This is a genomic window from Streptomyces sp. NPDC003011, from assembly GCF_053591515.1.
The window spans coordinates 1-23,737 of the sequence record NZ_JBSFTY010000050.1; the positions used below are offsets into that span (position 1 = coordinate 1).

A 23,737-nucleotide genomic window follows, 5' to 3' on the forward strand; every position below is an offset into this window, starting at 1 on the left:
CATGGCGTCCCGCAGCCCGGACACGCCGGTCGCGGCGGCCAGTTCCCGCAGCAGCCGCAGCGTCTCGTCGGTGACCAGGTGCTTGGAGTAGTCGATGTACAGGTCACCGACCCGCTCCGTGTATCCGGTGCCGCGGCTCGGGTCGGCGGCGAACAGCTCGCGCAGCCGCACCTCCCCGAGTTCCTCGCGGTGCTTCGCCAGAGCGGTCCACTCGGGCGTCTGGTTGAGCCTGGTCCGGCCGTCTGCGTTCATGTCGGGCTTCAGCCTTCTTTCGTACCTGTCCCTGGTGCCCCGCTGCCGGTCCCAACCTAATTGATCAGCGCGGGGCGTGAGCCGTCGTGGTGTCGCCGTCGGGCGCACCCACCCGTACGTCCCTCGTGAGCGCGGGTATCAGCGAGATGACGGACAGGACGAAGAATCCCGCGGCGAGCAGGGCCGGGGTGTTCAGACCCCAGGCGGTGGCCACGGCACCGCCCAGCAGGGCGCCCAGGGGCGCTCCGGCGACGGCCAGGGTCCGGAAGGCCGCGCTGACCCGGCCCAGCATCTCGGCGGGGCCGCACTCCTGCATCAGCGTCCTGGTGCTGACGTTCCACACCATGCCCATGCATCCGAAGACGGCCATGGCGGACACGAGGGCGACCGGGCTGCGTACCGTGCCCATGACCACCAGCGCACCGGTCTGCGCCGTCCCCGCGAACAGCACCGCGCGGACCCGCCCGAGACGGGCGGCGAACCGGCCGCTCGCCACTCCCCCGGCCAGGCCGCCGACCGTGTACGCGGCCATGGCCGCCGCGTACCCCGTCGTACCGGCGTCCAGCCAGCCGGTCACCAGGAGCACCAGACCCGCGATGAGGGCGCCTACGCCGACGTTGCACAGGGCCGTGGCGGCGCACAGTGCGCGCAGTGCGCGGTCGCGGCCCAGCGTGCGCAGCCCTTCGGTGATCTCGCGGCGCAGGGTGCTGCCCGCCGGTCTCGGCTTCCGCTCGGGCATCGCGGTGCGCAGTGAAGCGATCAGGGCGGCCGCCACCAGGAAGGTCACGGCGTCGGCGGCGAAGGGGACGGCGGCGCCGGCCGCCAGCAGCAGCGGTACGACGGGGGCGCCCAGCAGGCCGCCGGCGATCTGCTGGCCGGTCATCAGGCGCGCGTTCGCGCTGCCCAGCGCCTCGCGGTCGACCAGGGCGGGCAGCAGGGCGGTGGCGGCGTTGTCGAAGAGCGTCTGGAGGGTGGTCAGGGCGAAGGCCAGCGCGATCAGCAGGCCGATCGAGGCGTGCCCGAGGGCGACGGCCACCGCGAAGCACGCGACCAGCAGCCCGCGTACCGCGTCCACCGTCCACATGGCGCGCCGCTGGTCCGCCCGGTCGGCGACGGCCCCGCCGAGCAGGCCGAAGACGAGCCAGGGCAGATACCCGCAGGCGGTGACCGCGGCGATGAGCAGCGGCCGGTCGGTCAGTGTCGCGGCGAGCAGGGGCAGTGCGGAAGTCCGCAGCGCGTCACCGAAGCTGGAGAGCACGGCGGCGCTCCACAGCCGTCCGAATCCCCCGCGCCACGCGGGCGCACGCCCGCCCGCCGTCTCGACCGTCGCCACAAGTCCCCCTCACGATGCGCCGATACACACACCGTAGAAGGCACCACTGACAATCGGTCCGCGGGCGGTCCGCCGCCGGCGTCCGAAACCTCTCCGGCCGGGCATCCGCGATGCCCGGCCGGCTCTCAACTCCTAGATCTCGCCTCGCAGTTTGGCGAGCGCCTCGGCGAGGATCGCCTCGCCGTCCGCGTCGCTGCGCCGTTCCCGCACGTAGGCGAGGTGCGTCTTGTAGGGCTCGGTGCGCGGCGGAGCCGGGGGGTTGTCCCGGTCCTGCCCCGCCGGAAAGCCGCAGCGCGGGCAGTCCCAGGTATCGGGAACCTGCGCGTCGCTGGCGAAGCTGGGCTGCGTCTCATGCCCGTTGGAGCACCAGAAGGAGATGCGCAGCCGGGGCGCGGACTCGCCCCGCTCGGCCTCGCCCATCGGCCCCGCCCCGACCCGGCTTCCTCGGATCGCGTTGCCACTTGCCACGGTCGTAACTCCCTGCGTGATGGTGCCGCGAAGCGAGTCGGCGTTTCGCTTCGCTGCGAGCGCCTCAGTCTACGTAAGGCCCAACGCGCGTCCAGTGAATGGAGTTACAACCCCCGTACACAGACGCAAGCCCCATGATAGGCCGCGCTCAGCTGCGCGTACCGAACATGGGGCCTTACGTGTGGAATGGGCGTGCTGCGTGTGTGACGCTGATCAGTTGTTCACCTTCATCAGGATGCCGAGCACGACAATGCACGCGAACCACATCAGACCGACCACCACGGTGATGCGGTCGAGGTTGCGCTCGGCGACCGAGGAGCCGCCGACGGACGACTGCATGCCGCCACCGAACATGTCGGAGAGGCCGCCGCCCTTGCCCTTGTGCATCAGCACCAGCAGCATCATCAGCAGGCTGAAGACGATCAGGGCGATCGAGAACCCCATTACCACGGCTGGACCAACTTCCTCGGAACTGGATGGACGACGGGGGCACGGTGGCTGGCCACCATGCCCCCGCAAGAGTACGACGGATCGCCGCTACCGCACACTCACTGGTCGCGGAACCGCACGATCTTGACGAACTCGTCGGCGTCCAGCGACGCGCCGCCGACCAGGGCGCCGTCGATGTCGGCCTGCGCCATGATCTCGGCGACGTTGCCGGACTTCACGGAGCCGCCGTACTGGATGCGGACCTGGTCGGCCAGCTCCTGCGTGTACAGCTCGGCGATCTTGCCGCGGATCGCCGCGCAGACCTCCTGGGCGTCCTCGGCGCCGCAGACCTTGCCGGTGCCGATGGCCCACACCGGCTCGTAGGCGATCACGACGGTCTCGGCCTGCTCGGCCGCAAGGTCCTTGAGGCCGCCCTCGACCTGGGCGAGGGTGTGCGCGACGTGGTTGCCCGCCTCGCGGACGTCCAGTTCCTCGCCGACGCACAGGATCGGGGTCAGGCCGTGCTTGTAGGCGGCCTTGACCTTGGTGTTCACCAGCTCGTCGGTCTCGTTGTGGTACTGGCGGCGCTCGGAGTGGCCGACGGCCACGTACGTGCACTTCAGCTTGGCCAGCATCGAACCGGAGATCTCGCCGGTGTAGGCGCCGCCGTCGTGCGCGGAGATGTCCTGGGCACCGTACTTGATCTTGAGCTTGTCGCCGTCGACCAGGGTCTGCACGGAGCGCAGGTCGGTGAAGGGCGGCAGGACGGCGACCTCTACGGCGTCGTAGTCCTTGTCGGCCAGGGCGAAGGCGAGCTTCTGGACGTGGGCGATGGCCTCGAGGTGGTTGAGGTTCATCTTCCAGTTGCCCGCCATCAGCGGCGTGCGAGTGGTCATACGGGGTCAGTCCTCCAGTGCGGCGAGGCCGGGGAGCGTCTTGCCCTCGAGGTATTCGAGGGAGGCGCCGCCACCGGTCGAGATGTGGCCGAATGCGTTCTCGTCGAAGCCCAGGATGCGGACGGCCGCGGCGGAGTCGCCACCGCCGACGACCGTGAAGGCCGGGGAGTCGAGAAGGGCCTGGGCGACCGCCTTGGTGCCCTCGGCGTAGTCGGGATGCTCGAAGACGCCCATCGGGCCGTTCCAGAAGACGGTGGCCGCGTCGGCGAGCTTCGAGGCGTACAGCTTGCGGGACTCCGGACCGATGTCCAGGCCCATCCGGTCGGACGGGATCGCGTCCGCGGCCACGGTGGCCGGGTCGGACGGAGCCTTGGTCTTCAGGTCCGGGAACTCGGCCGCGACCACGACGTCGACGGGGACGATCAGCTCGACGCCGTTCCTCTCCGCGCGCTCGACGTACTCGTTGACGGCCGGCAGCTGGTCCTCCTGGACCAGGGAGGCACCGATCTCGTACCCCTTGGCCTTGAGGAAGGTGAAGGCCATGCCGCCGCCGATGAGCAGCTTGTCGGCCTTGCCGAGCAGCTCGTCGATGACGGCGAGCTTGTCGGAGACCTTGGAGCCGCCGAGGGCGACCACGTAGGGGCGCTCGACGTCCTCGGTGAGCTTCTTCAGGACACCGACCTCGGTCGCGATGAGGTAGCCGGCGTAGTGCGGCAGCCGCGCCGGGAGGTCGAAGACCGAGGCGTGCTTGCGGTGCACCGCGCCGAAGCCGTCGCCCACGTACAGGTCGGCGAGCCCGGCCAGCTGGTCGGCGAAGGCACCGCGCTCGGCGTCGTCCTTGGACGTCTCGCCGGCGTTGAAGCGCAGGTTCTCGATGACGGCGACCTGGCCGTCGGCGAGGTCCGCGACGGTGGCCCGGGCGGACTCGCCGACCGTGTCGGTCGCGAACGCCACGGAGGTGTCGAGGAGTTCGCCGAGGCGCGCGGCGGCCGGGCCGAGCGAGAAGGCGGGGTCCGGCGCGCCCTTGGGGCGGCCCAGGTGCGAGGCGACGACCACCCGGGCGCCCGCCTCGGCGAGTGCCTTGACGGTGGGCACGACGGCGCGGATACGGCCGTCGTCGGTGATCGTGGTGCCGTCCAGCGGCACGTTCAGGTCGGCGCGGACGAAGACCCGCTTGCCGCCCACGCCTTCGGCGAGAAGTTCGTCGATCGTCTTCATGGAGGGAACTCCTGGTGAGGACTCGTGATGCCGGTGATGCCCGTGATCGTGGAAGAGCTGATCTGTACGTGAGTCAGGGCTCGGACAGCGCGTCGCCGCACTGCCCGAGCCCTGTCCTCACACGGAGGTGCCTGCTCTGTCGATCAGAGCTGGTCGCCGACGAAGACCGTCAGGTCGACGAGGCGGTTGGAGTAGCCCCACTCGTTGTCGTACCAGCCGAGGATCTTCACCGAGTTGCCCTCCTGGACCATGGTCAGGGAGGAGTCGAAGGTGCAGGAGGCCGGGTCGCCCACGATGTCCGAGGAGACGATCGGGTCCTCGGTGTAGGACAGGTAGCCCTTGAGGTCGCCGTCGTCGGCGGCCTTCTTGAACGCGGCGTTGACCTCGTCCTTGGTGACCTCGCGCTGCAGCGTCACGACCAGGTCGGTGGCCGAACCGGTCGGGACCGGGACGCGCATCGCGATGCCGTCGAGCTTGCCCTTGAGCTGCGGCAGGACCAGGGCGGTGGCCTTGGCGGCACCCGTCGTGGTCGGGATGATGTTCTCGGCGGCGGCGCGGGCGCGGCGCAGGTCCGAGTGCGGGAAGTCCAGGATCCGCTGGTCGTTCGTGTATGCGTGCACCGTCGTCATCAGGCCCTTGACGATGCCGAAGTTCTCGTCGAGCACCTTGGCCATCGGCGCCACACAGTTGGTGGTGCAGGAGGCGTTGGAGATGACGTGGTGGTTCGCCGGGTCGTACTTGTCCTGGTTGACGCCCATCACGATCGTGATGTCCTCTTCCTTGGCCGGAGCCGAGATGAGGACCTTCTTGGCGCCGCCGGCGATGTGCTTCTCGGCGTCGGCCTTCTTGGTGAAGATGCCGGTCGACTCGATCACGATGTCGACGCCGAGGTCGCCCCACGGGATGTCGGCGGGGTTGCGCTCGGAGAGCACCTTGATCGTCTTGCCGTCGACGGTGATCGTGTCGGCGGTGTGCGACACCTCGGCCTTGAGGCGGCCCAGGATGGTGTCGTACTTCAGCAGGTGAGCGGTGGTCGCGGTGTCACCCAGGTCGTTGACAGCCACGATCTCGATGTCTGCACCCTGCTCCAGCAGCGCGCGGAAGTAGTTACGACCGATGCGGCCAAAGCCGTTGATGCCTACGCGGATCGTCACGAAACCGATCTCCTCGTTGGTACGCCGGGTTCGAATCCGGCGAGCTGTATGGGATGTCCCCGACCGCCTACGACCCTACCTCTCCGTGGCCCCCGGGGTGACATCGAGATGCCCCATACACGGCGAGGCGGCCCGTACCCGCCAGTAGGGGTACGGACCGCCCGGGTCCGAAGACCGATCACCCGTTCTCGCTGTACCGAGTCACACCGGGTTGACCTGGTACGTCACTCGTCGAGCGCCGCGAGGGCCTTCCTCAGCAGAGCCGTCCGCTCGGCCGCCGAGGCGACGTGCTCCAGGCCGAAGCCGAGCAGCACGGTGTCGTCCGTGGTGACCGCCCCGTAGGTCCGGAACAGGGTCCCGGTACGCGCCCAGTCCTTGAGGACGGCCGGGCTGCCCGGGGGCGGTCCGGCCGCGCTCCAGGCGCCGAGCGACGTCTCGAAGCCCTCGGTCTCGGTGGCGCTGCCGCCGACGACCAGGGAGGCGTCGTCCGCGAGGACGCCGTGGCCGCCGCTGCCCGGGTCGGTGACATAGCTGATCGCGACCTCGACCGACCTGCCGGCGTACGCGCTCAGGTCGAAGTTCACCTGCTGCCAGCCGTCGGAGGCGCCGGTCAGGGCGTTCCACGCGCCCGTGGTGCCGGTCGCGGCGCAACCGTCGGGGGCCGCGGTCAGGTAGTGCGCGAGCTGCGGGTGCTCGGCCACGTAGTACCCGGCCGAGCACTCCGCCGGCACGGTGGCGCGGGTGGCGCCGCCCGCCTCGGGGAGCGTGGTCCAGTCGTCGGCGCCGGTGGTGTGCGCCTCGACGAGCACGTTGTCGTAGCCGGGCTCGGTGTCCCACAGCAGCTGCGTGCGCAGCGTGGGCCGGTCGGCGGCGCTCACCCCGGTGAGGTCGACGGTCCGGGTCAGCCGCTTGTAGGCGTCGTCGGTGTGCACGGCGGCCGCCATGGAGGAGCCCGCGTAGGGCCCGTACGGGTTGACGGTCCCGGCGAACTGGCCCGCGCCGGCGCTGACGAACTGGGGGTACCTGTCGGCGGGCAGTTCGTCCGAGGTCACGCCGTACGTGCCGGCCCGGTCCAGCGGGTTGCCGGTGGCGGGACCGAGCGCGCCGGTGAAGCCGCCGAGTTCTCCGGAGCCGGTGAAGCCGGTGGCCCCGGGGGTCGACGTGCGTGAGTAGGCGCCCAGGTAGTACTGGCTGAAGTCGTTCGTCGGGGTGCCGTCGGCGAGGGCGACGCTGCCGCCGGCCAGCTCGCCCGCCTCCAGCAGTTTGCCGCCCTCGTTGAGGAAGGCGCGCAGCTGGAGCTGGGTGGCGATGCCGGGGACGCTCGCGCCCGTGTAGTGGACGACCGTGCCGAAGTGGCTGAGCACGCCGAGCGCGTCGGGCGCGCCCTGGGTGGCGACGTCCCAGACGAGTGCCCTGTGTCCGGCCGCCTTCAGCGTGTCGACGTAGGTCTGCGCCTGCGTGGCTGCCGCGCCCTCCTCGGCGACGACGAGGACGTCCGCGCGGGGCCGCTCGGCCACGGTGTAGGTGAAGTGCGTGCTGGAGATCTTCTTGCCGCTCTTCGTCTCGCCGGTGAACCACACCTCCACCGTGTCGCCCGGAACACCGTCCTGGACTCTGGCCCGGTACTCGTCGAAGTAGAGGTTGTCCTCACCGCCGTAGGTCTCGCCGCCCTTCCAGGGCCGCAGCGCCTGGTCCAGCGTGCGTCCGCCGTTGACGCGGTACTTGAGTTCCTTGTCGCGCACCGACTTCCGTACGACGACGGAGACCTCCTGGTCGGCGCCGCGTGCGTACGACGTCGTGAACGGGGCCGGGGTGAAGTCGGCGGCGCTCAGGCCCGCCGCCGAGGACGGCCGGTCGGGGTGGGAGGCGGACTCGGCGACGGAGAGCGCGAACGGGATGTTCTTCGCGAACTCCTGCTGGATCAGCTTCTCGTCGTCGGGGAAGTTGAAGACCGACTGGCAGTCGGCGGCGTTCCAGCGGTCGTCCGGGTAGAGGTTCGAGATGGTCTGGCAGGTCGACATCTCGGGGGTGAACATCGCCGTGCCGTTGACGTTGGCCGCGTGACCGTCGGCCTCGCCGTTGGTGGTGTAGAGCTCCGAGGAGACCTGCGGGTGGTAGCCCGGGATCGCGGAGTTCTCCGGGGTGCCGGCCAGCGCCTCGTAGAGGACGTCGTCCGGGGTGTCGGTGGCCACCTGCCAGCCGACCCCGTAGAGGAGGAGTTCGGCGGCGGAGTGGTAGTTGATGCCGTACGTGAACCCGATCCGCCTCTCGAAGGCGTCCAGGGCCTGGGTCTCGGGCTCGGAGCCGGGGGCGGTGCCGCGGTAGGTCTGGCTGGTGGGGTTGGGGGACGAACCCTCGTCGTCGTAGCCCCACTTGTAGGGGAAGTTGCGGTTGAGGTCGACGCCGTCGCCGGTGGCGATGGTCCCGTCGCCGTTGTTGTCGCGCAGGTTCTTGCGCCACAGGCGGTTGTCGGAGTCCTGGAAGGTGTAGTCGTAGCCGTCGGGGTTGGCGGACAGCACGAACCACAGCTCGGTGGAGTCGACGAGCTTCTTGATCTTCTTGTCCGTCTTGTAGTTGTCCAGGTAGTGGTGCATCAGCCGGCGGGTCATCTCCGGCGTGATCCACTCGCGCGCGTGCTGGTTGGACAGGTACAGCACGGACGGCTTGGAGCCGTCCTTGGACTTCTTGGCGCCCTTGGTCATCTTCAGGGCGAGGATGTCCTGGCCGTTGACCGTCTTGCCGATGGAGACGACCTTGGTGAGGCCGGGGTTCTCCTGGCCGGTCCTGACGATCTCCTCCTTCAGCCCGCCGCTTCCGCTGTAGGGGCGGAACACCCCCTCGGCGGCGTCCTCGACGCGCGCCTCCGCCTTGGCGGACAGCTTGTGCTCGGTGAGGTCGACGCCCTGTTCCTCGAGTGCGTCGGCCTGCTGGTCGGTGAGATAGGCCTCGACGGTGGCCTTGCCCTTCTCGGGCACCTGTTCACTGAGTTCGTGTCCGTCCTGGCCGGCCGCCAGCAGCAGGGGTACCTGCTGCCGGGTGACCTCGGCGCGGAAGACCTTGACCTCGTTCGGATCCGACGAGGCGGGGCTTTCCGCCGCCTGTGCGAGGGGTGCGATGCCCGCACCGCCCAGCAGGAGCGCACCAACAGCGAGGATCGGTCTCGCTCTTCGTCTCATGAACCCCCCTAGCGTGTGTTCCCCACAGCGGAGAACCATGCCAGGCTCATGTCAATCCATGATCGAGTCAAGGACACCGCGCAGATGGACGAACGCCGGCGCCGACGGCCCAAGCGGGCGTCGGCACCGGCGTGTTGCGAGACTCGGGTCAGCCCACGAGATTGTCGGCCAGGTCCTCGCTGAGGTTGGCGTCCGTGCCCGGGATGCCGAGGTCGGAGGCGCGCTTGTCGGCCATCGCCAGCAGCCGGCGGATACGGCCCGCCACGGCGTCCTTGGTCAGCGGCGGGTCGGCGAGCGCGCCCAGCTCCTCCAGCGAGGCCTGCTTGTGGTCCATGCGCAGGCGCCCGGCGGCTGCGAGGTGCTCGGGGACGTCGTCACCGAGGATCTCCAGGGCGCGCTGGACGCGGGCACCGGCGGCGACGGCCGCGCGCGCGGAGCGACGCAGGTTGGCGTCGTCGAAGTTGGCGAGACGGTTCGCCGTGGCCCGCACCTCGCGGCGCATCCGGCGCTCCTCCCAGGCCAGCACCGACTCGTGGGCGCCGAGCCGGGTGAGCAGGGCACCGATCGCGTCGCCGTCCCGGACGACCACCCGGTCCACGCCGCGCACCTCGCGGGCCTTGGCCGCGATCGACAGCCGGCGGGCGGCGCCGACCAGCGCGAGCGCGGCCTCCGGGCCCGGGCAGGTCACCTCAAGGGAGGAGGAACGGCCCGGCTCGGTGAGCGAGCCGTGCGCGAGGAAGGCCCCGCGCCAGGCGGCCTCCGCGTCGCAGGTGGCCCCCGAGACCACCTGCGGGGGCAGCCCCCGGATCGGACGGCCCCTGCCGTCGACCAGGCCGGTCTGCCGGGCCAGCTGGTCACCGCCGGCGACGACCCGGACGACGTAACGCGAGCCGCGGCGCAGTCCGCTGGGCGCCATCACGATCAGTTCGGAGCTGTGGCCGAAGATCTCCAGGATGTCCCGTTTCAGGCGGCGGGCCGCCATCGCGGTGTCCAGCTCCGCCTCGATCACGATGCGCCCGCTCACCAGGTGGAGGCCGCCGGCGAACCGCAGAATGGCGGAGACCTCCGCCTTCCTGCAGCAGGTACGGGTGACGGGGAGCCGGGAGATCTCGTCCTTCACCGCTGCCGTCATCGCCATGGGCCGATCCTTCCATGCATCCGAAAAATACGGTCGTACGCGGCGGCCAACAGCTCCGGGTCGTGCCGCGGAGTTCCGTCTCTCCGGGCGACCGGGGCCAGCTCGACCGCGGCACCGAGCCGCTTGGCGGCCTCGGTGAGCACATCTCGGTCGGGCACGGCGGCCTCGTCGGCCAGCACCACGTCCAGGGCGAGTTTAGGGGCGTGTCGTCCCAAAACCTCCACATGACGCTGCGGGGAGAAGCCCTCGGTTTCTCCCGGCTGCGGCGCGAGGTTCAGGGAGAGTACCCGGCGCGCCTTCGTCTGCGTGACCGCGTCCAGGAGTTCGGGCACGAGCAGGTGCGGGATGACCGAGGAGAACCACGAGCCCGGGCCGAGGACCACCCAGTCCGCGTCGAGAACCGCCTCCACCGCCTCCGGCACCGCGGGCGGGTCGTGCGGCACCAGGTGCACGGACTGCACCTCGCCGGGTGTGAGGGCGACGGTCGCCTGTCCCCGCACGGTGTCGACGTCCTCGGGCCGGTCCGGGTCGTGGCCCTTGACCAGTGCCTGGAGCTCCAGGGGCACGGCGGACATGGGCAGCACACGCCCGTGCGCGCCGAGCAGCCTGCCCACCAGGTCCAGGGCCTGGACGTGGTCGCCCAGCTGTTCCCACAGGGCGACGATCAGCAGGTTGCCGACCGCGTGTTCGTGCAGGTCGCCCTTGGATTGGAAGCGGTGCTGGATGACCCGCGCCCAGGTCTGGCCCCAGTCGTCGTCGCCGCACAGCGCCGCCAGCGCCTTGCGCAGGTCGCCGGGCGGCAGCACACCCAGTTCGTCACGCAGACGCCCGCTGGAGCCGCCGTCGTCGGCCACGGTGACGACGGCGGTGAGGTCACCGGTGATCCGGCGCAGCGCGGCGAGCGAGGCCGACAGGCCCATGCCGCCGCCGAGGGCGACCACCTTGGGCTGGGCACCCCGGCGGCGCGGCTTGGCCCCGCGGGCCTCGACGGGCTTGCTCGCGCGTCCCTCGGGGACGGCCCGGCGCAGCCTGCTCAGCCGCGGAGAACGTCCCGTCATTCCCGTCCCATGTCCCGGTGCACGACCACCGTCTCCACACCCTCGGCGGCAAGGCGCGCGGCGAGCTTCTCCGACGTGGCCACCGAGCGGTGCTTGCCGCCGGTGCAGCCGATGGCGATCGTCACGTACCGCTTGCCCTCACGCCGGTAGCCGGCCGCGATGAGCCGGAGCAGCTCGGCGTACCGGTCGAGGAACTCCTTGGCACCGGGCTGGTTGAAGATGTACGCGGAGACCTCTTCGTTGAGGCCGGTGAAGGGGCGCAGCTCCGGGACCCAGTGCGGGTTGGGCAGGAAGCGCATGTCCGCGACCAGGTCGGCGTCGACCGGGAGGCCGTACTTGAAGCCGAAGGACATGACGGTGGCCCGCAGCTCGGGCTCCTCCTCGCCGGCGAACTGGGCGTCCATCTTGGCGCGCAGCTCGTGCACGTTCAGGCTGGAGGTGTCGATCACCAGGTCGGCGTCGCCGCGCAGCTCGCGCAGCAGCTCGCGCTCGGCGGCGATGCCGTCGACGATGCGGCCGTCGCCCTGGAGGGGGTGCGGGCGGCGCACCGACTCGAAGCGGCGCACCAGGGCGTCGTCGGAGGACTCCAGGAAGACGATCCGCCGGGTGACCTGCTTGCTTTCGAGGTCGGCGAGGGACTCCCGGAGGTTGTCGAAGAAGCGGCGGCCTCGGACGTCGACGACGACCGCGATCCGTGCCACGTTGCCCTGCGAGCGGGCGCCGAGCTCCACCATGGTGGGGATCAGCGCGGGCGGGAGGTTGTCGACGACGAACCAGCCGAGGTCCTCCAGACACTTGGCGGCCGTCGAGCGGCCGGCCCCGGACATGCCGGAGATGATCACAAGCTCGGGGATGGCCGCATCGGGCGTCCCGGCTGCTTCGCTGCCCGTACTCACGTGTGCTCCGTCTTCCTGGCGTGCGTGGTGCTGTGCGGGATCCTCGCCTGTTTCCTTGTGCGTGCGATCTCGCTCCGCTGTGGGCTGTGCTTCCTGCTCGGTCATGTCTCCTGCCCCCGTCGTTCGTCCGGGGCGCCCGCGGTCACGGGCTCCCCCGGGGCTTGGGTGGTGGTCTCGAGTGCCCCGTTCCCATCGTCTTCCATGATCTCGCCGGTCGCCGTGTTGACGGCGGGTGCGGCCGGGGCCGCCCGGGCGAGGGCGGCGGCGATGGTCTCGGCCGTCTTGCGGCCTATGCCGGGCACCTCGCAGATCTGGTCGATCGTCGCGGACCGCAGCCTCTTCACCGAGCCGAAGTGCTTGATCAGCGCCTGCTTGCGGGTCTCGCCGAGGCCCGGCACGTCGTCCAGCGGGCTCGACCGGAAGCGCTTGGCGCGCTTGGTGCGCTGGTAGCTGATCGCGAAGCGGTGCGCCTCGTCGCGGACGCGCTGGAGGAGGTAGAGGCCCTCGCTGGTGCGGGGCAGGACCACGGGGTCGTCCTCGCCGGGCAGCCAGACCTCCTCCAGGCGCTTGGCGAGGCCGCACACGGCGATGTCGTCGATGCCGAGTTCGTCGAGGGCCTTCTTGGCGGCGGCCACCTGGGGCCGGCCGCCGTCGACGACGACGAGCTGGGGCGGGTAGGCGAACCGCTTGGGACGGCCGTCCTCCTCGGTGAGCGCGTCCTCGCCGTCGGTCCACTCCCCCGTCCGCTCCTTCTCGGCGAGGTAGCGCCTGAAGCGGCGGGTGATCACCTCGTGCATGGAGCGGACGTCGTCCTGGCCCTCGAAGCCCTTGATCTGGAAGCGGCGGTACTCGCTCTTGCGCTGGAGGCCGTCCTCGAAGACGACCATGGAGGCCACGACGTCGTCGCCCTGGAGGTGCGAGATGTCGTAGCACTCGATCCTCAGCGGGGCGCTGTCGAGGACCAGGGCGTCGGCGATCTCCTCCAGCGCGCGCGAGCGTGTGGTCAGGTCGGAGGCGCGTTTGGTCTTGTGCAGCACGAGCGAATGCCGGGCGTTGCGCTCCACGGTCTCCATGAGGGCCTTCTTGTCGCCGCGCTGCGGGATGCGCAGCGACACGTTCGACCCGCGCCGCTCGGTGAGCCAGTCCTGGACGGGCTCCACCGGGTCGGGCAGCGCCGGGACGAGGACCTCCTTGGGCACCGCGTCGCCCTTCTCCTCGCCGTAGAGCTGCTGGAGGGCGTGCTCGACGAGGGCGCCGGTGGTGATCTCCTCGACCTTGTCGGTGACCCAGCCGCGCTGGCCGCGCACCCGTCCGCCGCGGACGTGGAAGATCTGCACGGCCGCTTCCAGCTCATCCTCGGCGACCGCGATCAGGTCGGCGTCGGTCGCGTCGGCGAGCACGACCGCGTTCTTCTCCATCGCCTTCTTCAGGGCCTCGATGTCGTCGCGCAGGCGGGCTGCCCGCTCGTACTCCATCTCCTCGGCCGCCGCCGTCATCTGCTTCTCCAGGCGGCGCAGATACGTGCCCGTGCGCCCGGCCATGAAGTCGCAGAAGTCGTCGGCGAGTTCGCGGTGCTCCTCCGCGGAGACCCGGTCGACGCAGGGCGCGGAGCACTTGCCGATGTAGCCGAGCAGACAGGGGCGGCCGGTGCGGGTGGCGTTCTTGAAGACGCCGGCCGAGCAGGTGCGGACCGGGAAGACGCGCAGGAGGAGGTCCACGGTGTCGCGGATCGCCCAGGCGTGCCCGTACGGCCCGAAGTACCGCACACCCTTCTTCTTGTGACCGCGCATCACCTGCACGCGCGGGAACTCCTCGTTCATCGTCACCGCGAGGTACGGGTAGCTCTTGTCGTCGCGGTACTTGACGTTGAACCGGGGGTCGTACTCCTTGATCCAGGAGTACTCCAGCTGCAGCGCCTCCACCTCCGTGGACACCACCGTCCACTCCACGGACGCCGCCGTGGTGACCATGGTGCGGGTGCGCGGATGCAGGCCCGCCAGGTCCTGGAAGTAGTTCGCCAGGCGCTGGCGCAGGCTCTTCGCCTTTCCGACGTAGATCACCCGGCGGTGCTCGTCACGGAACCTGTAGACCCCGGGGGAGTCCGGGATCTGTCCCGGCCGGGGGCGGTAGCTGGAGGGATCGGCCATGTCTCACACCCTACTGGCGAGGGCTGACAGCGCGGCGGGCCTGTGGACGACGCCGGGCCGCCCGGATGCCGGGAACCGGGTCTGCCGCGGCTCCGGGCGGGTGAGCACGGCCAGGGCGCGGCGGCGGGCGCCGGTGTCCTCCTGGAGGCCCGGTTTGCCCAGGCTGCTGCGGACGTGCTTCCCGACGGTGCCCTCGGCCACCCACAGCCGGCGGCCGATGCCCGCGTTCGAGCGGCCCCGCGCCATGAGGGCGAGGACCTCGCGCTCACGGGCGCACCGGCTCATGCGGTACGGCGTCCCGACAGCCTGCCGGAGGCCCGGGTGCGGCTGACCGGATGCGGAATGTGGGGGCCTGCCCTGACGACTTGAGGCCGGGCGCGAGGGAGGCTCCAGTCGCTGCGGATAGAAAAGGGCTTGTCGCTCCGGACGGGGCGGCGGTCATCGGCCGAAGGGCTGCGGGACATGCGGCGGACACGGATCGAGAAGCGACGGCGGCCGGCCCGGTCCGGCCGGACCACGGACGAGACGTCCACGCTGCACGACCTGCTAGACCCGCGCGACCCCGACATCGTGCGCGCCAAGCGCGTACCGCGGGAACGAGGCGGTGGTCACCCCCGCCCCTAGAGCCGGACGGCTTCCTTCCTCTCCGTCCGACCCGACCGTCCGACCCGGCCGCCCGAGGCGTACGCGCGTCACCGCGTCCAGGCTCCCCCTCCTGGGCAGCGCCCCTCCGCGTACGCCTCGGGCGGTCACCTCTGTGCTCCGGGCCCGGGTACGGGTACGGGCAGCTGTACGGTCAGGGTCGTGCCCCGGCCGGGCGGGCTGCTGACGGCCGGCCTGCCGCCGATCGCCTCGACCCGGTTGACGAGCCCGATCAGGCTCCAGCCGCGGGCGGGGCCGGCGCCACCGCCGGTGCCGTCGTCGCGGTTGATCACCTCCAGGACGTCGCTGTCGGTGCGGGCCGTCACCTTCACCTGGCGACACCCGCGCGCGTGTTTCACGGCGTTGGTCAGGTACTCCGAGGTGACGTGACAGACGGCGACCTCCAGCTGGACCTCTAGAAGGGGCCAGGCCTGCTGGAGGAGCGGGCCGACGGGCTCCCCGAGCAGCTCGAACGCCTTCGCCGAGGACTGGGCGACGCCTTCGACGAGCTCCTCCAGGCCGCGCGCGGCATCCACCGGGCGATCCTCTCAGCCCCATGCCGGAGTCGAAGGTGCCCACGCCCCGCAACCGGCCGATACGCGCGCTGCCCTCGATCTTCCCGTCGCAGGTGGTGTCCTGGCGCACGGCCCGCCTGCCGCCCCTGCGTCCCTGCCGCCCCTGTCGACGCCGCCATCGCGCGCGGCCGGCGGCGGAGCGGCCTACAGGCTGGCTGCAAAGCGCTTCCGTCGTCCGGTTGGCAAGCTGTGCGCATGTCACTGCGCTGTCTCAGCGTCGATGACAGCGTCCGGTTCATGCAGGCCACCCGTGCCTGCTGCTGGAGCGGAGTGGGGTGGGGTGGGGTGGGGTGGGGTCCAGGTCGTCGGCCTTGCCGCGACCGGCGCGGAAGCCCTCGTACGGGTCCGGGAGACGAACTCATCGCCGACAGTCCCGCGCGCGGGTTCCCGCACAAGTCGGCGCTGTCCGCGCGGGCGATCAGGGAGGTACTGGCCCTGCGGGCGTGAGCGCCGACTCGGCCGGGAGTAGGCCGCTGTTGGGCATCAGGTGTTGTCGGGACCTGGTCAACACGCTTCAATGCGGGGGAACTCGGGGCCCTGAACGACGGCGTACGGATGTGAAGACCCCGACGCCGGCGCGGTGGCCCCCGGCACCTCTCGCACACGGTCCGACCAACCGTGCCGACCATTCACAGAAAGGGCCCGCATGCCGCACGCCACACAGCACGCGGACGTCGCCGGCGTCGCCACCGCGGAACTGGACTCGGCTCTGCGCGGCGGCCCCTTCCACGTCGCCCTGCGTGCCGCGATCGCCGCCCGCGGACTGCCGCTGCAGCGCGTGCAGCACCATCTGTCACGCCACGGCGTCAAGGTCGGTGTGACGAGCCTGAGTTACTGGCAGCAGGGTGCCCGGCGCCCTCAGCGCCCGGAGTCGCTGCGGGCCGTACGGGCGCTGGAGGAGATCCTCCAGCTGCCGGAGGAGTCGCTGATCCGGCTGCTCGCCCGGGCCGACGAAGAACCTTCGGGGCAGCGGCCCGCGGCCCGCTCCTACCGATCCCTCGTGGCCGCCTCGGACATCCTGGAACAGTTGCTGGGCGAGCTGGGTTCGCCGCTCGACAGCGGACTGCACACCCTCGGACACCACGAACGGGTACGGATCGGGGCCCGCCGCGAGCTGACGGGACGCGAGTCGCACCACATCGTGCGTGCCCACCGGGACGGCGTCGACCGCTTCGTGGCCGTCCACCACGGCGACCCGGGGTGCGCACCGGAGCGGATGGCCGTCCACGCACTGGAGAACTGCCGTACCGGTCAAGTCCGTTCGGACCAGGACACCGGGGTGCTGGTGGCCGAGCTGCTCTTCGACACGCGGCTGCGGGCCGGTGACACGTTCCTCTTCCGCTACACCGTCGAGGACGGCACGGCGGGCGTGTCGCGGGAGTACGTCCGCGGTTTCGGGCCCGCGGGCGGTCAGTACGCGCTCCAGGTGCGGTTCGACGAGAACGCGCTGCCCATGCGCTGCCACCGGTTCACCCAGCATTCGGCGGCGGCGCCCCGCAGCGGCCGCCAGGAGCTGGCCCTCACCGGACGCCACCACTCGGTGCACCTCGTCGAGCCGCGGGTGCGGTCGGGGATCGTGGGGATCGCCTGGGACTGGGAGTGACCGCACCAAGCGGATCCTGAGCCGGCGCAGCCGGTGACGGTGCGGGACCGGTTGCGGCGCGGGACCGGTTGCGGCGCGGGACCGGTTGCGGCGCGGGACCGGTGCGCTCATCGATGACGTTTTCGAGGGACGTAAGCGTTTGCGCAAGCGTTTACGTCTGCCGCTCGATTGCGGTACGTTCCCGGTGCCGGCATCGTCCGCGGGGGCGTCGTCCGGCTCGGGAAGGGGACTCCATGCCGACCATGGCCGACGTCGCACGCAGCGCCGGTGTGTCCGTGGCGACCGTCTCGCACGTACTCAACGACACCCGGCCGGTGCTGCCGCACACCCGGCAGGCCGTGCTGGACGCCATCGACGAGCTGGGCTACACGCCCAACACGCTCGCCCGCTCCCTGGTGACCTCCCGCACCCGGTCCATCGGCCTCGCGGTGTCGGCGATCAGCAACCCGTACTTCACGGAGATTCTCCAAGGTGTCGAGACCGCCGCCCTGGAGCACGGCTACAGCCTGCTCATCGCCGATCCGCACGACGATCCCGCGCACGAACGCAAGGTCGTCCAGCTCCTGCACGAGCGGCGGGTGGACGGCATGATCGTCGCTCCTTCCGCGGACCCGAGCGAACTCGTCTCCTACCTGAGGCGTCATGACGTACCGGCCGTTTTCCTGGACCGGGTGGTCGACTCCCCCGACTCCCCCGGCTCCCCAGAGAACGGTGCGCCGCGCTTCGACCAGGTCTGCGCCGACAGCGCCGAACCGACGGCCGAGCTGGTCACGCATCTCGCCGGACTCGGTCACCGGCGGATCGCCCTGGTCGCGGGCCGGCCCGGGTTGAGCACCACCAGCGAGCGGATCACGGGATACCGGCACGGCCTCGCCGCAGCCGGGTTTCCCTACGACGAACGTCTGGTGGCGCACGGCGACTCCGAGTCCGCCGGCGGGCAACGCGCCACGGCTGCCCTGCTGTCCCTGGCCGCGCCGCCCACCGCGCTCGTCACGGCCAACAACGCGATGACCCTGGGCGCCCTGCGCGCACTGCGCGAACGGGACCTGTCCGTGCCCGGGGACATCGCGCTGTGCTGCTTCGACGACTTCGACTGGGCCGACCTGTTCACGCCCCGGCTCACCGCGATCGCCCAGCCCAGCAAGGAGATCGGCGCCCAGGCGGTCCGGGTGCTCCTGGAACGCCTGGCCGCGCCGGACCGGCCCGCCCGCACCGTGCGGCTGGCCTGCACCTTCGTCCACCGCGCGTCGTGCGGGTGCCCGGCCGGGCGGGAGCGGGAGAGGGCCGCGCGGTCCCAGGAGTCCGACCAGTCCCAGCAACCCCAGCAATCCCAACAGCCCTAGAAGTTCCGTAACTCTGGAAGTCCCAGCAATACCAGCAGTACCAGCAGAGCAGTCCCAGCAGGTGTTGCAGGTGTTTCAGTTCCCTCAGTCCCCTGTCTCTCAGTCCGAGGAAGGAAGCTTCTCGTGATCGTCGTCGCCGGTGAGGCCCTGATCGACCTGGTACCGCAAGGCGTGGGCGCCCTCGCGGGTCTGCAGCCAGCATGCGGCGGCGGCCCCTACAACACGGCCGTGGCCCTCGGCCGGCTCGGCTCCCCCACGGCCTTCTGTTCCCGCGTCTCCCGTGACGCCTTCGGCGAGGCCCTGCTCGACGGGCTGCGGCGGGCGGAGGTGGACGTGTCCGCCGTACAGCGTGGCACCGAGCCGACCACCCTCGCCGTCGCCACCATCGACACGCACGGCTCGGCTGCCTACTCCTTCTACGTCGACGGCACCGCCGACCGGCTGTTCACGGCCCCCGCGGCACTGCCCGAAGGGACGCGGGCGGTGTCGTTCGGCACCTGTTCGCTCGTCCTGGAGCCGGGGGCGACTGCCTACGAGAAGCTGATGCGGACCGCGTCCAGGCAAGGCGTGTTCACCGCGCTCGACCCGAACATCCGGGCCGGTCTCATCCCGGACGCGGACGCCTACCGGGCCCGGTTCAAGAGCTGGCTGCCGGCGGTGTCGCTGCTCAAGCTCTCCGAGGAGGACGCCCTGTGGCTGGGCGGCACCCCGCGCGAGTGGCTGGCCGCCGGTCCCTCGGCCGTCGTGATCACCCAGGGCGGCGACGGACTGACCGTCTTCACCCGGGACGGCTCGGTGCACTCCGTACCGGGCGAGAAGGTCGACGTGGTGGACACGATCGGCGCGGGTGACACCGTGAACGCGGCCCTGCTGCACGGCCTGTCCGCGCGGGACGCCCTGTCCTGCGAGGCGCTCGTCGCCTTGGGCGCCGACGGCTGGACCCAGTTGCTGCGCTTCGCCGCCCGCGCGGCTGCGATCACCTGCTCCCGCGCGGGGGCGGAACCGCCGTACGCCCACGAACTGGACGGCTGACAACCGACGGTTGAGGCAGACGGTCAACGGTTGACGGCTGGCCGTCTGCGGTTGACGGGCCGCGTTTGCGGCGGACCCGGCAGCCGAAGGGGCGGCTGTCACCTACCGGGAGTTGAGGCCAGGGGCGACGGTCCGTGCCGTTGCGGACCCACCCACAGCCATACCGGACTCGACCGCTGCAGCCACTGGTCACGACCGAAACACGTGGCGCACGCGGCCGCCCGCTCTCGTCAGCCAGCCCCTCCCACAGCCCGCAGTGCGCCGGGGCGGCGACCGCTCAGGCGGTCGAGGGCGGCGGCCGTGGCCTCGTCCGCGGGCAGGTGGACGACCACACGCTGACCGTCGTCCACAAGCGCGAGTGTCTCGTGCCGCAGCCGCAGCGGCCCCGCCTCGGGGTGTTCGAGGTGCTGGGATCCGACCTGCCGCGGTGTCACCGCCAGGTCGGCGAACCGATGCGCGAAGTCCGCGCCCGCCGTCACCGTCAACTCGTCGGCCAGTTCGCCGACATAGGGGTCACGGAGCGGGGCGTCGTGCCTGAGCCGGGCCACCAGGTCGTCGGCCACCCGGTCCCAGTCGGGGTAGGCGGTGCGAGCCCGCGCATCACTGGGAGCTGGACCCTCTCCACTCGGCCGTCGACTTCACCATCCGTCACCTCGGGATCGCCAAGGTCCGCGGACGGTTCAGGGAACTGACGGCCGGGCTGTTCGTCGGTGGGACGGTCGACGACGTGCGGGTGAGCGCGGAGATCGCCCTTGCTTCCATCGACACCGGGAATGCCGACCGGGACGCGCACACCCGCGCGGCCGACCTGCTGGACCTGGAGAAGCGTCCGACGATGGCGTTCCGCTCGACACGGGTGTCCGGGGAGGGTGGGGAGTGGACGATGGAGGGGGACCTGACCATCGGGGACGTGACCCGCCCGGTCACGCTCGCCGTCGAGTTCGGCGGGGTGGTGGACTCCCCTGTGGATCAGAGGAGGCACGCCGGATTCGAGGCGACGGGTGAGACCGGCGCAGCGACTTCGGGCCGGACTTCGGTGCCGGATTCCTCGGTGATGTTGTCAAGATTCAGCTGGACATGCAGTTCGTCGAGCCGCAGGGCCAGGGTGGCTGATGGTTGAACGGGCGGCGCCCCGCCGGGAGTTCCCGCGCGGGGCGCCGCTTTTTCTGGACTTGTCCGGACGTGCCGTGCGTTCGACCCGGGCCCAGCAGGCCCGGGTCCGCCGTCCGTACGACTCAGGCCTTGCCGGCCCGGGTCGTCTTCTTCGCCGGTGCCGTCTTCTGCGTGGTCCCGGCCGCCTTCTTGGTGGCCGCACTGCCGGCGGTGGCCGTCCTGGCCGTCGCCGTCTTCGGCGTCGTCGCCCTGGCCGCGACCGTCTTCTTGGCCGCGGCCGTCTTCTTGGTCGTCGCCCTGCGCGGAGCCTTCACCGGGGCCGCGTCGCTGATCCGGTCGGCGTCGAGGATCTCCCGCAGGAACTTGCCGGTGTGGCTGGCCGGAACCCCGGCGACCTGCTCCGGTGTGCCCTCGGCGACCACGAGACCGCCGCCCCCGCCGCCTTCGGGGCCCATGTCGACGACCCAGTCGGCGGTCTTGATCACGTCGAGGTTGTGCTCGATGACGATGACCGTGTTGCCCTTGTCGACCAGACCGGACAGGACCTTCAGCAGCTTGCTGATGTCCTCGAAGTGCAGACCGGTGGTCGGCTCGTCCAGCACGTAGACCGTGCGCCCGGTGGACCGCTTCTGGAGCTCGCTGGCGAGCTTCACCCGCTGCGCCTCACCGCCGGACAGGGTGGTCGCGGACTGGCCGAGGCGGACATAGCCGAGGCCGACATCGTTCAGCGTCTTGAGATGGCGCGAGATCGCCGGGACGGCCTCGAAGAAGTGCATGGCTTCCTCGATCGGCATGTTCAGGACCTCGGCGATGGACTTGCCCTTGTAGTGGACCTCCAGGGTCTCCCGGTTGTACCGGGCGCCGTGGCAGACCTCGCACGGGACGTACACGTCCGGGAGGAAGTTCATCTCGATCTTGATGGTGCCGTCGCCCGCGCAGTTCTCGCAGCGGCCGCCCTTGACGTTGAAGGAGAAACGGCCCGGCATGTAGCCACGGACCTTCGCCTCGGTCGTCTCGGCGAACAGTTTGCGGACGTGGTCGAAGACACCGGTGTACGTCGCCGGGTTGGACCGGGGCGTACGGCCGATGGGCGACTGGTCGACGTGCACGACCTTGTCGACGAGGTCGTCGCCGTCCACGCGCGTGTGCCGCCCGGGGACGCTCCGGGCGCCGTTGAGCTCACGGGCCAGGTGTGTGTACAGGATGTCGTTGACCAGCGTCGACTTGCCGGAACCGGACACGCCCGTGACCGCCGTGAACACGCCCAGCGGGAACGACACGTCGATGTCCTGGAGGTTGTTCTCGCGGGCGCCGTGCACCGTGAGCTGCCGGGACGGGTCCAGGGGGCGCCGGACGTCGGGCAGCGGGATGGCCTTCTTGCCCGACAGGTACTGGCCGGTCTGCGATTCGGGGTTGGCCAGCAGGCCCTTCAGGGAGCCGCTGTGCACGACATTGCCGCCGTGCTCTCCGGCGCCGGGACCGATGTCGACGACCCAGTCGGCGACCTTGATGGTGTCCTCGTCGTGCTCGACGACGATGAGCGTGTTGCCCATGTCACGCAGGCGGACCAGGGTCTCGATGAGCCGGTGGTTGTCACGCTGGTGCAGGCCGATGGACGGCTCGTCGAGCACGTACAGGACGCCGACCAGGCCGGAGCCGATCTGGGTGGCCAGGCGGATGCGCTGGGCCTCGCCGCCGGAGAGCGTGCCGGCCGCGCGGTTCAGCGAGAGGTAGTCCAGGCCGACGTCGACCAGGAACCGCAGCCGCTCGTTGACCTCCTTCAGGACGCGCTCGGCGATCTTCTTGTCGCGGGCGCTGAGCTTCAGCTCGCCCAGGAAGTCGGCGCAGTCGCTGATGGACATCGCGGAGACCTCGGCGATCGACTTCCCCATGACCGTGACCGCGAGGACGAGCGGCTTCAGGCGCGTGCCCTCGCAGGTGGGGCAGGGCACCTCGCGCATGTAGCCCTCGAAGCGCTCGCGGCTGGCGTCGCTCTCGGACTCGCTGTGCCGGCGCTTGATGAAGGGGACGGCACCTTCGAAGGGCGTCGTGTAGACCCGCTCGCGGCCGTACCGGTTGCGGTAGCGGACCTCGATCTGGGTCTTGTGGCCGTGCAGCAGGGCCTTCTTGGCGCGCTGCGGCAGACCCGCGAAGGGGATGTCCGTGCGGAAGCCCAGGGCGTCGGCGAGGGCACCGATCAGACGGCTGAAGTAGTCCTTGGTGTGGCCGTGCGACCAGGGGTGGATGGCACCCTCGTCGAGCGACTTGTCCTCGTCCGGGACGATCAGCTCGGGGTCGACCTCCATGCGGGTGCCGATACCGGTGCACTCGGGGCAGGCGCCGAAGGGCGAGTTGAAGGAGAAGGAGCGCGGCTCCAGCTCCTCGAAGGACAGGTCGTCGTACGGGCAGTACAGATGCTCCGAGAACATGCGCTCGCGCTCGGGGTCGTCCTCGGGGAGGTCGATGAAGTCGAGCACGACCATGCCGCCGGAGAGGCCGAGGGCCGTCTCCACCGAGTCGGTGAGGCGGCGCTTGGCGGAGTCCTTCACCGTGAGGCGGTCGACGACCACCTCGATGGTGTGCTTCTCCTGCTTCTTCAGGGTGGGCGGGCTGGAGAGCTGGACGGTCTCGCCGTCCACCCGCGCGCGGCTGTACCCCTTGGTCTGGAGATCGGCGAAGAGATCGACGAACTCGCCCTTGCGCTCACGCACGAGCGGGGACAGCACCTGGAAGCGGCTGCCTTCCGGCAGCTCCAGGACCCGGTCCACGATGGCCTGCGGCGACTGGCGCGAGATCGGGCGGCCGCACTCGGGACAGTGCGGCTTTCCGATGCGGGCGAACAGCAGTCGCAGGTAGTCGTAGACCTCGGTGATGGTGCCGACCGTCGAGCGCGGGTTGCGCGAGGTCGACTTCTGGTCGATGGAGACCGCGGGCGACAGACCTTCGATGAAGTCCACGTCCGGCTTGTCCATCTGGCCGAGGAACTGGCGGGCGTACGAGGAGAGCGACTCCACATAGCGCCGCTGGCCCTCGGCGAAGATGGTGTCGAAGGCCAGGGAGGACTTGCCCGACCCGGAGAGGCCCGTGAAGACGATGAGCGAGTCGCGAGGCAGGTCGAGCGAGACGTTCTTCAGGTTGTGCTCGCGCGCGCCACGGACGATGAGACGGTCGGCCACGCCGGTCCGCACCTTTCTTGAGAGAAGTGACAGGGGCGAGGCCCCCGTGCTTTCTCAGACTAGGGGGAGCCACTGACAACGCCGGTCG

Annotated in this window: 18 protein-coding genes and 3 pseudogenes; 5 read left to right on the forward strand and 16 right to left on the reverse strand. The window is 70.7% G+C overall.

Annotated features, from left to right (window positions below):
- The 13 genes and pseudogenes from ACWD0J_RS24790 to ACWD0J_RS24850 all read right to left on the reverse strand — a co-directional run.
- Positions 1–252: pseudogene (locus tag ACWD0J_RS24790) on the reverse strand (glucose-6-phosphate isomerase); the annotation flags it as partial.
- A gap of 64 nt (positions 253–316) precedes the next feature.
- The gene (locus ACWD0J_RS24795) at positions 317–1,585 is read right to left on the reverse strand and encodes an MFS transporter (RefSeq protein ID WP_451498021.1); all 1,269 of its coding nucleotides are present in this window, start codon (positions 1,583–1,585) and stop codon (positions 317–319) included.
- A 132-nt stretch (positions 1,586–1,717) separates the two neighbouring features.
- Positions 1,718–2,053, reverse strand: coding sequence for an RNA polymerase-binding protein RbpA (locus tag ACWD0J_RS24800; RefSeq protein ID WP_010352468.1), 336 nt, complete (start codon positions 2,051–2,053; stop codon positions 1,718–1,720).
- 213 nt (positions 2,054–2,266) lie between these two features.
- The gene (gene secG / locus ACWD0J_RS24805; RefSeq protein WP_086757824.1) at positions 2,267–2,497 is read right to left on the reverse strand and encodes a preprotein translocase subunit SecG; all 231 of its coding nucleotides are present in this window, start codon (positions 2,495–2,497) and stop codon (positions 2,267–2,269) included.
- Positions 2,498–2,601: 104 nt separating this feature from the next.
- Complete coding sequence (gene tpiA, locus ACWD0J_RS24810) at positions 2,602–3,378, reverse strand: triose-phosphate isomerase (protein WP_451498022.1); 777 nt, start codon at positions 3,376–3,378, stop codon at positions 2,602–2,604.
- Positions 3,379–3,384: 6 nt separating this feature from the next.
- Positions 3,385–4,596 (reverse strand): phosphoglycerate kinase, encoded by a 1,212-nt coding sequence (locus ACWD0J_RS24815; RefSeq protein WP_451498023.1) that lies wholly within the window; start codon positions 4,594–4,596, stop codon positions 3,385–3,387.
- Between the two features lie 143 nt (positions 4,597–4,739).
- A complete protein-coding gene (gene gap, locus ACWD0J_RS24820; RefSeq protein ID WP_451498024.1) occupies positions 4,740–5,750 on the reverse strand; it encodes a type I glyceraldehyde-3-phosphate dehydrogenase in 1,011 nt (336 codons plus the stop codon).
- 224 nt (positions 5,751–5,974) lie between these two features.
- Positions 5,975–8,926: a M14 family zinc carboxypeptidase gene (locus ACWD0J_RS24825; RefSeq protein ID WP_451498025.1), complete on the reverse strand. Its 2,952-nt coding sequence runs from the start codon at positions 8,924–8,926 to the stop codon at positions 5,975–5,977.
- Positions 8,927–9,074: 148 nt separating this feature from the next.
- Positions 9,075–10,064: a DNA-binding protein WhiA gene (gene whiA, locus ACWD0J_RS24830; protein ID WP_451498026.1), complete on the reverse strand. Its 990-nt coding sequence runs from the start codon at positions 10,062–10,064 to the stop codon at positions 9,075–9,077.
- Complete coding sequence (locus ACWD0J_RS24835; RefSeq protein WP_451498027.1) at positions 10,055–11,122, reverse strand: gluconeogenesis factor YvcK family protein; 1,068 nt, start codon at positions 11,120–11,122, stop codon at positions 10,055–10,057. Before ACWD0J_RS24835 ends, whiA begins: the two co-directional genes overlap by 10 nt.
- The gene (rapZ, locus tag ACWD0J_RS24840; RefSeq protein WP_451498028.1) at positions 11,119–12,123 is read right to left on the reverse strand and encodes an RNase adapter RapZ; all 1,005 of its coding nucleotides are present in this window, start codon (positions 12,121–12,123) and stop codon (positions 11,119–11,121) included. The genes ACWD0J_RS24835 and rapZ overlap by 4 nt, the downstream gene beginning before the upstream one ends.
- On the reverse strand, positions 12,120–14,165 hold the full coding sequence (gene uvrC / locus ACWD0J_RS24845) for an excinuclease ABC subunit UvrC (RefSeq protein WP_451498029.1): 2,046 nt from the start codon (positions 14,163–14,165) through the stop codon (positions 12,120–12,122). The genes rapZ and uvrC overlap by 4 nt, the downstream gene beginning before the upstream one ends.
- Positions 14,166–14,249: 84 nt before the next feature.
- Positions 14,250–14,435 (reverse strand): annotated as a pseudogene (locus tag ACWD0J_RS24850) (response regulator transcription factor); the annotation flags it as partial.
- A gap of 192 nt (positions 14,436–14,627) precedes the next feature.
- Between ACWD0J_RS24850 and ACWD0J_RS24855 the strand changes: the two are divergent.
- Complete coding sequence (locus tag ACWD0J_RS24855) at positions 14,628–14,789, forward strand: hypothetical protein (RefSeq protein ID WP_451498030.1); 162 nt, start codon at positions 14,628–14,630, stop codon at positions 14,787–14,789.
- Positions 14,790–14,914: 125 nt separating this feature from the next.
- On the opposite strand, the gene ACWD0J_RS24860 is transcribed toward ACWD0J_RS24855, so the two are convergent.
- Positions 14,915–15,343 (reverse strand): sensor histidine kinase, encoded by a 429-nt coding sequence (locus ACWD0J_RS24860; RefSeq protein WP_451498031.1) that lies wholly within the window; start codon positions 15,341–15,343, stop codon positions 14,915–14,917.
- Positions 15,344–16,028: 685 nt separating this feature from the next.
- Here ACWD0J_RS24860 and ACWD0J_RS24865 point away from each other — a divergent pair.
- From ACWD0J_RS24865 to ACWD0J_RS24875, 3 genes are all read left to right on the forward strand, one after another.
- Positions 16,029–16,985 carry a hypothetical protein gene (locus tag ACWD0J_RS24865; RefSeq protein WP_451498032.1) on the forward strand — a complete coding sequence of 319 codons (957 nt, stop codon included), beginning with the start codon at positions 16,029–16,031 and terminating at the stop codon, positions 16,983–16,985.
- A gap of 233 nt (positions 16,986–17,218) precedes the next feature.
- Complete coding sequence (locus tag ACWD0J_RS24870) at positions 17,219–18,328, forward strand: LacI family DNA-binding transcriptional regulator (RefSeq protein WP_451498033.1); 1,110 nt, start codon at positions 17,219–17,221, stop codon at positions 18,326–18,328.
- A gap of 123 nt (positions 18,329–18,451) precedes the next feature.
- On the forward strand, positions 18,452–19,360 hold the full coding sequence (locus ACWD0J_RS24875) for a carbohydrate kinase family protein (RefSeq protein WP_451498034.1): 909 nt from the start codon (positions 18,452–18,454) through the stop codon (positions 19,358–19,360).
- Between the two features lie 230 nt (positions 19,361–19,590).
- On the opposite strand, the gene ACWD0J_RS24880 is transcribed toward ACWD0J_RS24875, so the two are convergent.
- Positions 19,591–19,923, reverse strand: coding sequence for an MmyB family transcriptional regulator (locus ACWD0J_RS24880; RefSeq protein WP_451498035.1), 333 nt, complete (start codon positions 19,921–19,923; stop codon positions 19,591–19,593).
- Between the two features lie 38 nt (positions 19,924–19,961).
- Here ACWD0J_RS24880 and ACWD0J_RS24885 point away from each other — a divergent pair.
- Positions 19,962–20,473 (forward strand): annotated as a pseudogene (locus ACWD0J_RS24885) (YceI family protein); the annotation flags it as partial.
- A 122-nt stretch (positions 20,474–20,595) separates the two neighbouring features.
- On the opposite strand, the gene uvrA reads toward ACWD0J_RS24885, so the two are convergent.
- Positions 20,596–23,649 carry an excinuclease ABC subunit UvrA gene (uvrA, locus tag ACWD0J_RS24890; RefSeq protein WP_451498036.1) on the reverse strand — a complete coding sequence of 1,018 codons (3,054 nt, stop codon included), beginning with the start codon at positions 23,647–23,649 and terminating at the stop codon, positions 20,596–20,598.
- Positions 23,650–23,737 lie beyond the last annotated feature (88 nt).

What these genes read in the sequence shown, in the direction of transcription:
- secG (WP_086757824.1), bottom strand. Translation starts at nt 2,497, where the DNA reads ATGGGGTTCTCGATCGCCCTGATCGTCTTCAGCCTGCTGATGATGCTG.
- tpiA (WP_451498022.1), bottom strand. Translation starts at nt 3,378, where the DNA reads ATGACCACTCGCACGCCGCTGATGGCGGGCAACTGGAAGATGAACCTC.
- ACWD0J_RS24815 (WP_451498023.1), bottom strand. Translation starts at nt 4,596, where the DNA reads ATGAAGACGATCGACGAACTTCTCGCCGAAGGCGTGGGCGGCAAGCGG.
- ACWD0J_RS24825 (WP_451498025.1), bottom strand. Translation starts at nt 8,926, where the DNA reads ATGAGACGAAGAGCGAGACCGATCCTCGCTGTTGGTGCGCTCCTGCTG.
- whiA (WP_451498026.1), bottom strand. Translation starts at nt 10,064, where the DNA reads ATGGCGATGACGGCAGCGGTGAAGGACGAGATCTCCCGGCTCCCCGTC.
- ACWD0J_RS24835 (WP_451498027.1), bottom strand. Translation starts at nt 11,122, where the DNA reads ATGACGGGACGTTCTCCGCGGCTGAGCAGGCTGCGCCGGGCCGTCCCC.
- rapZ (WP_451498028.1), bottom strand. Translation starts at nt 12,123, where the DNA reads ATGACCGAGCAGGAAGCACAGCCCACAGCGGAGCGAGATCGCACGCAC.
- uvrC (WP_451498029.1), bottom strand. Translation starts at nt 14,165, where the DNA reads ATGGCCGATCCCTCCAGCTACCGCCCCCGGCCGGGACAGATCCCGGAC.
- ACWD0J_RS24855 (WP_451498030.1), top strand. Translation starts at nt 14,628, where the DNA reads ATGCGGCGGACACGGATCGAGAAGCGACGGCGGCCGGCCCGGTCCGGC.
- ACWD0J_RS24865 (WP_451498032.1), top strand. Translation starts at nt 16,029, where the DNA reads ATGCCGCACGCCACACAGCACGCGGACGTCGCCGGCGTCGCCACCGCG.
- ACWD0J_RS24870 (WP_451498033.1), top strand. Translation starts at nt 17,219, where the DNA reads ATGCCGACCATGGCCGACGTCGCACGCAGCGCCGGTGTGTCCGTGGCG.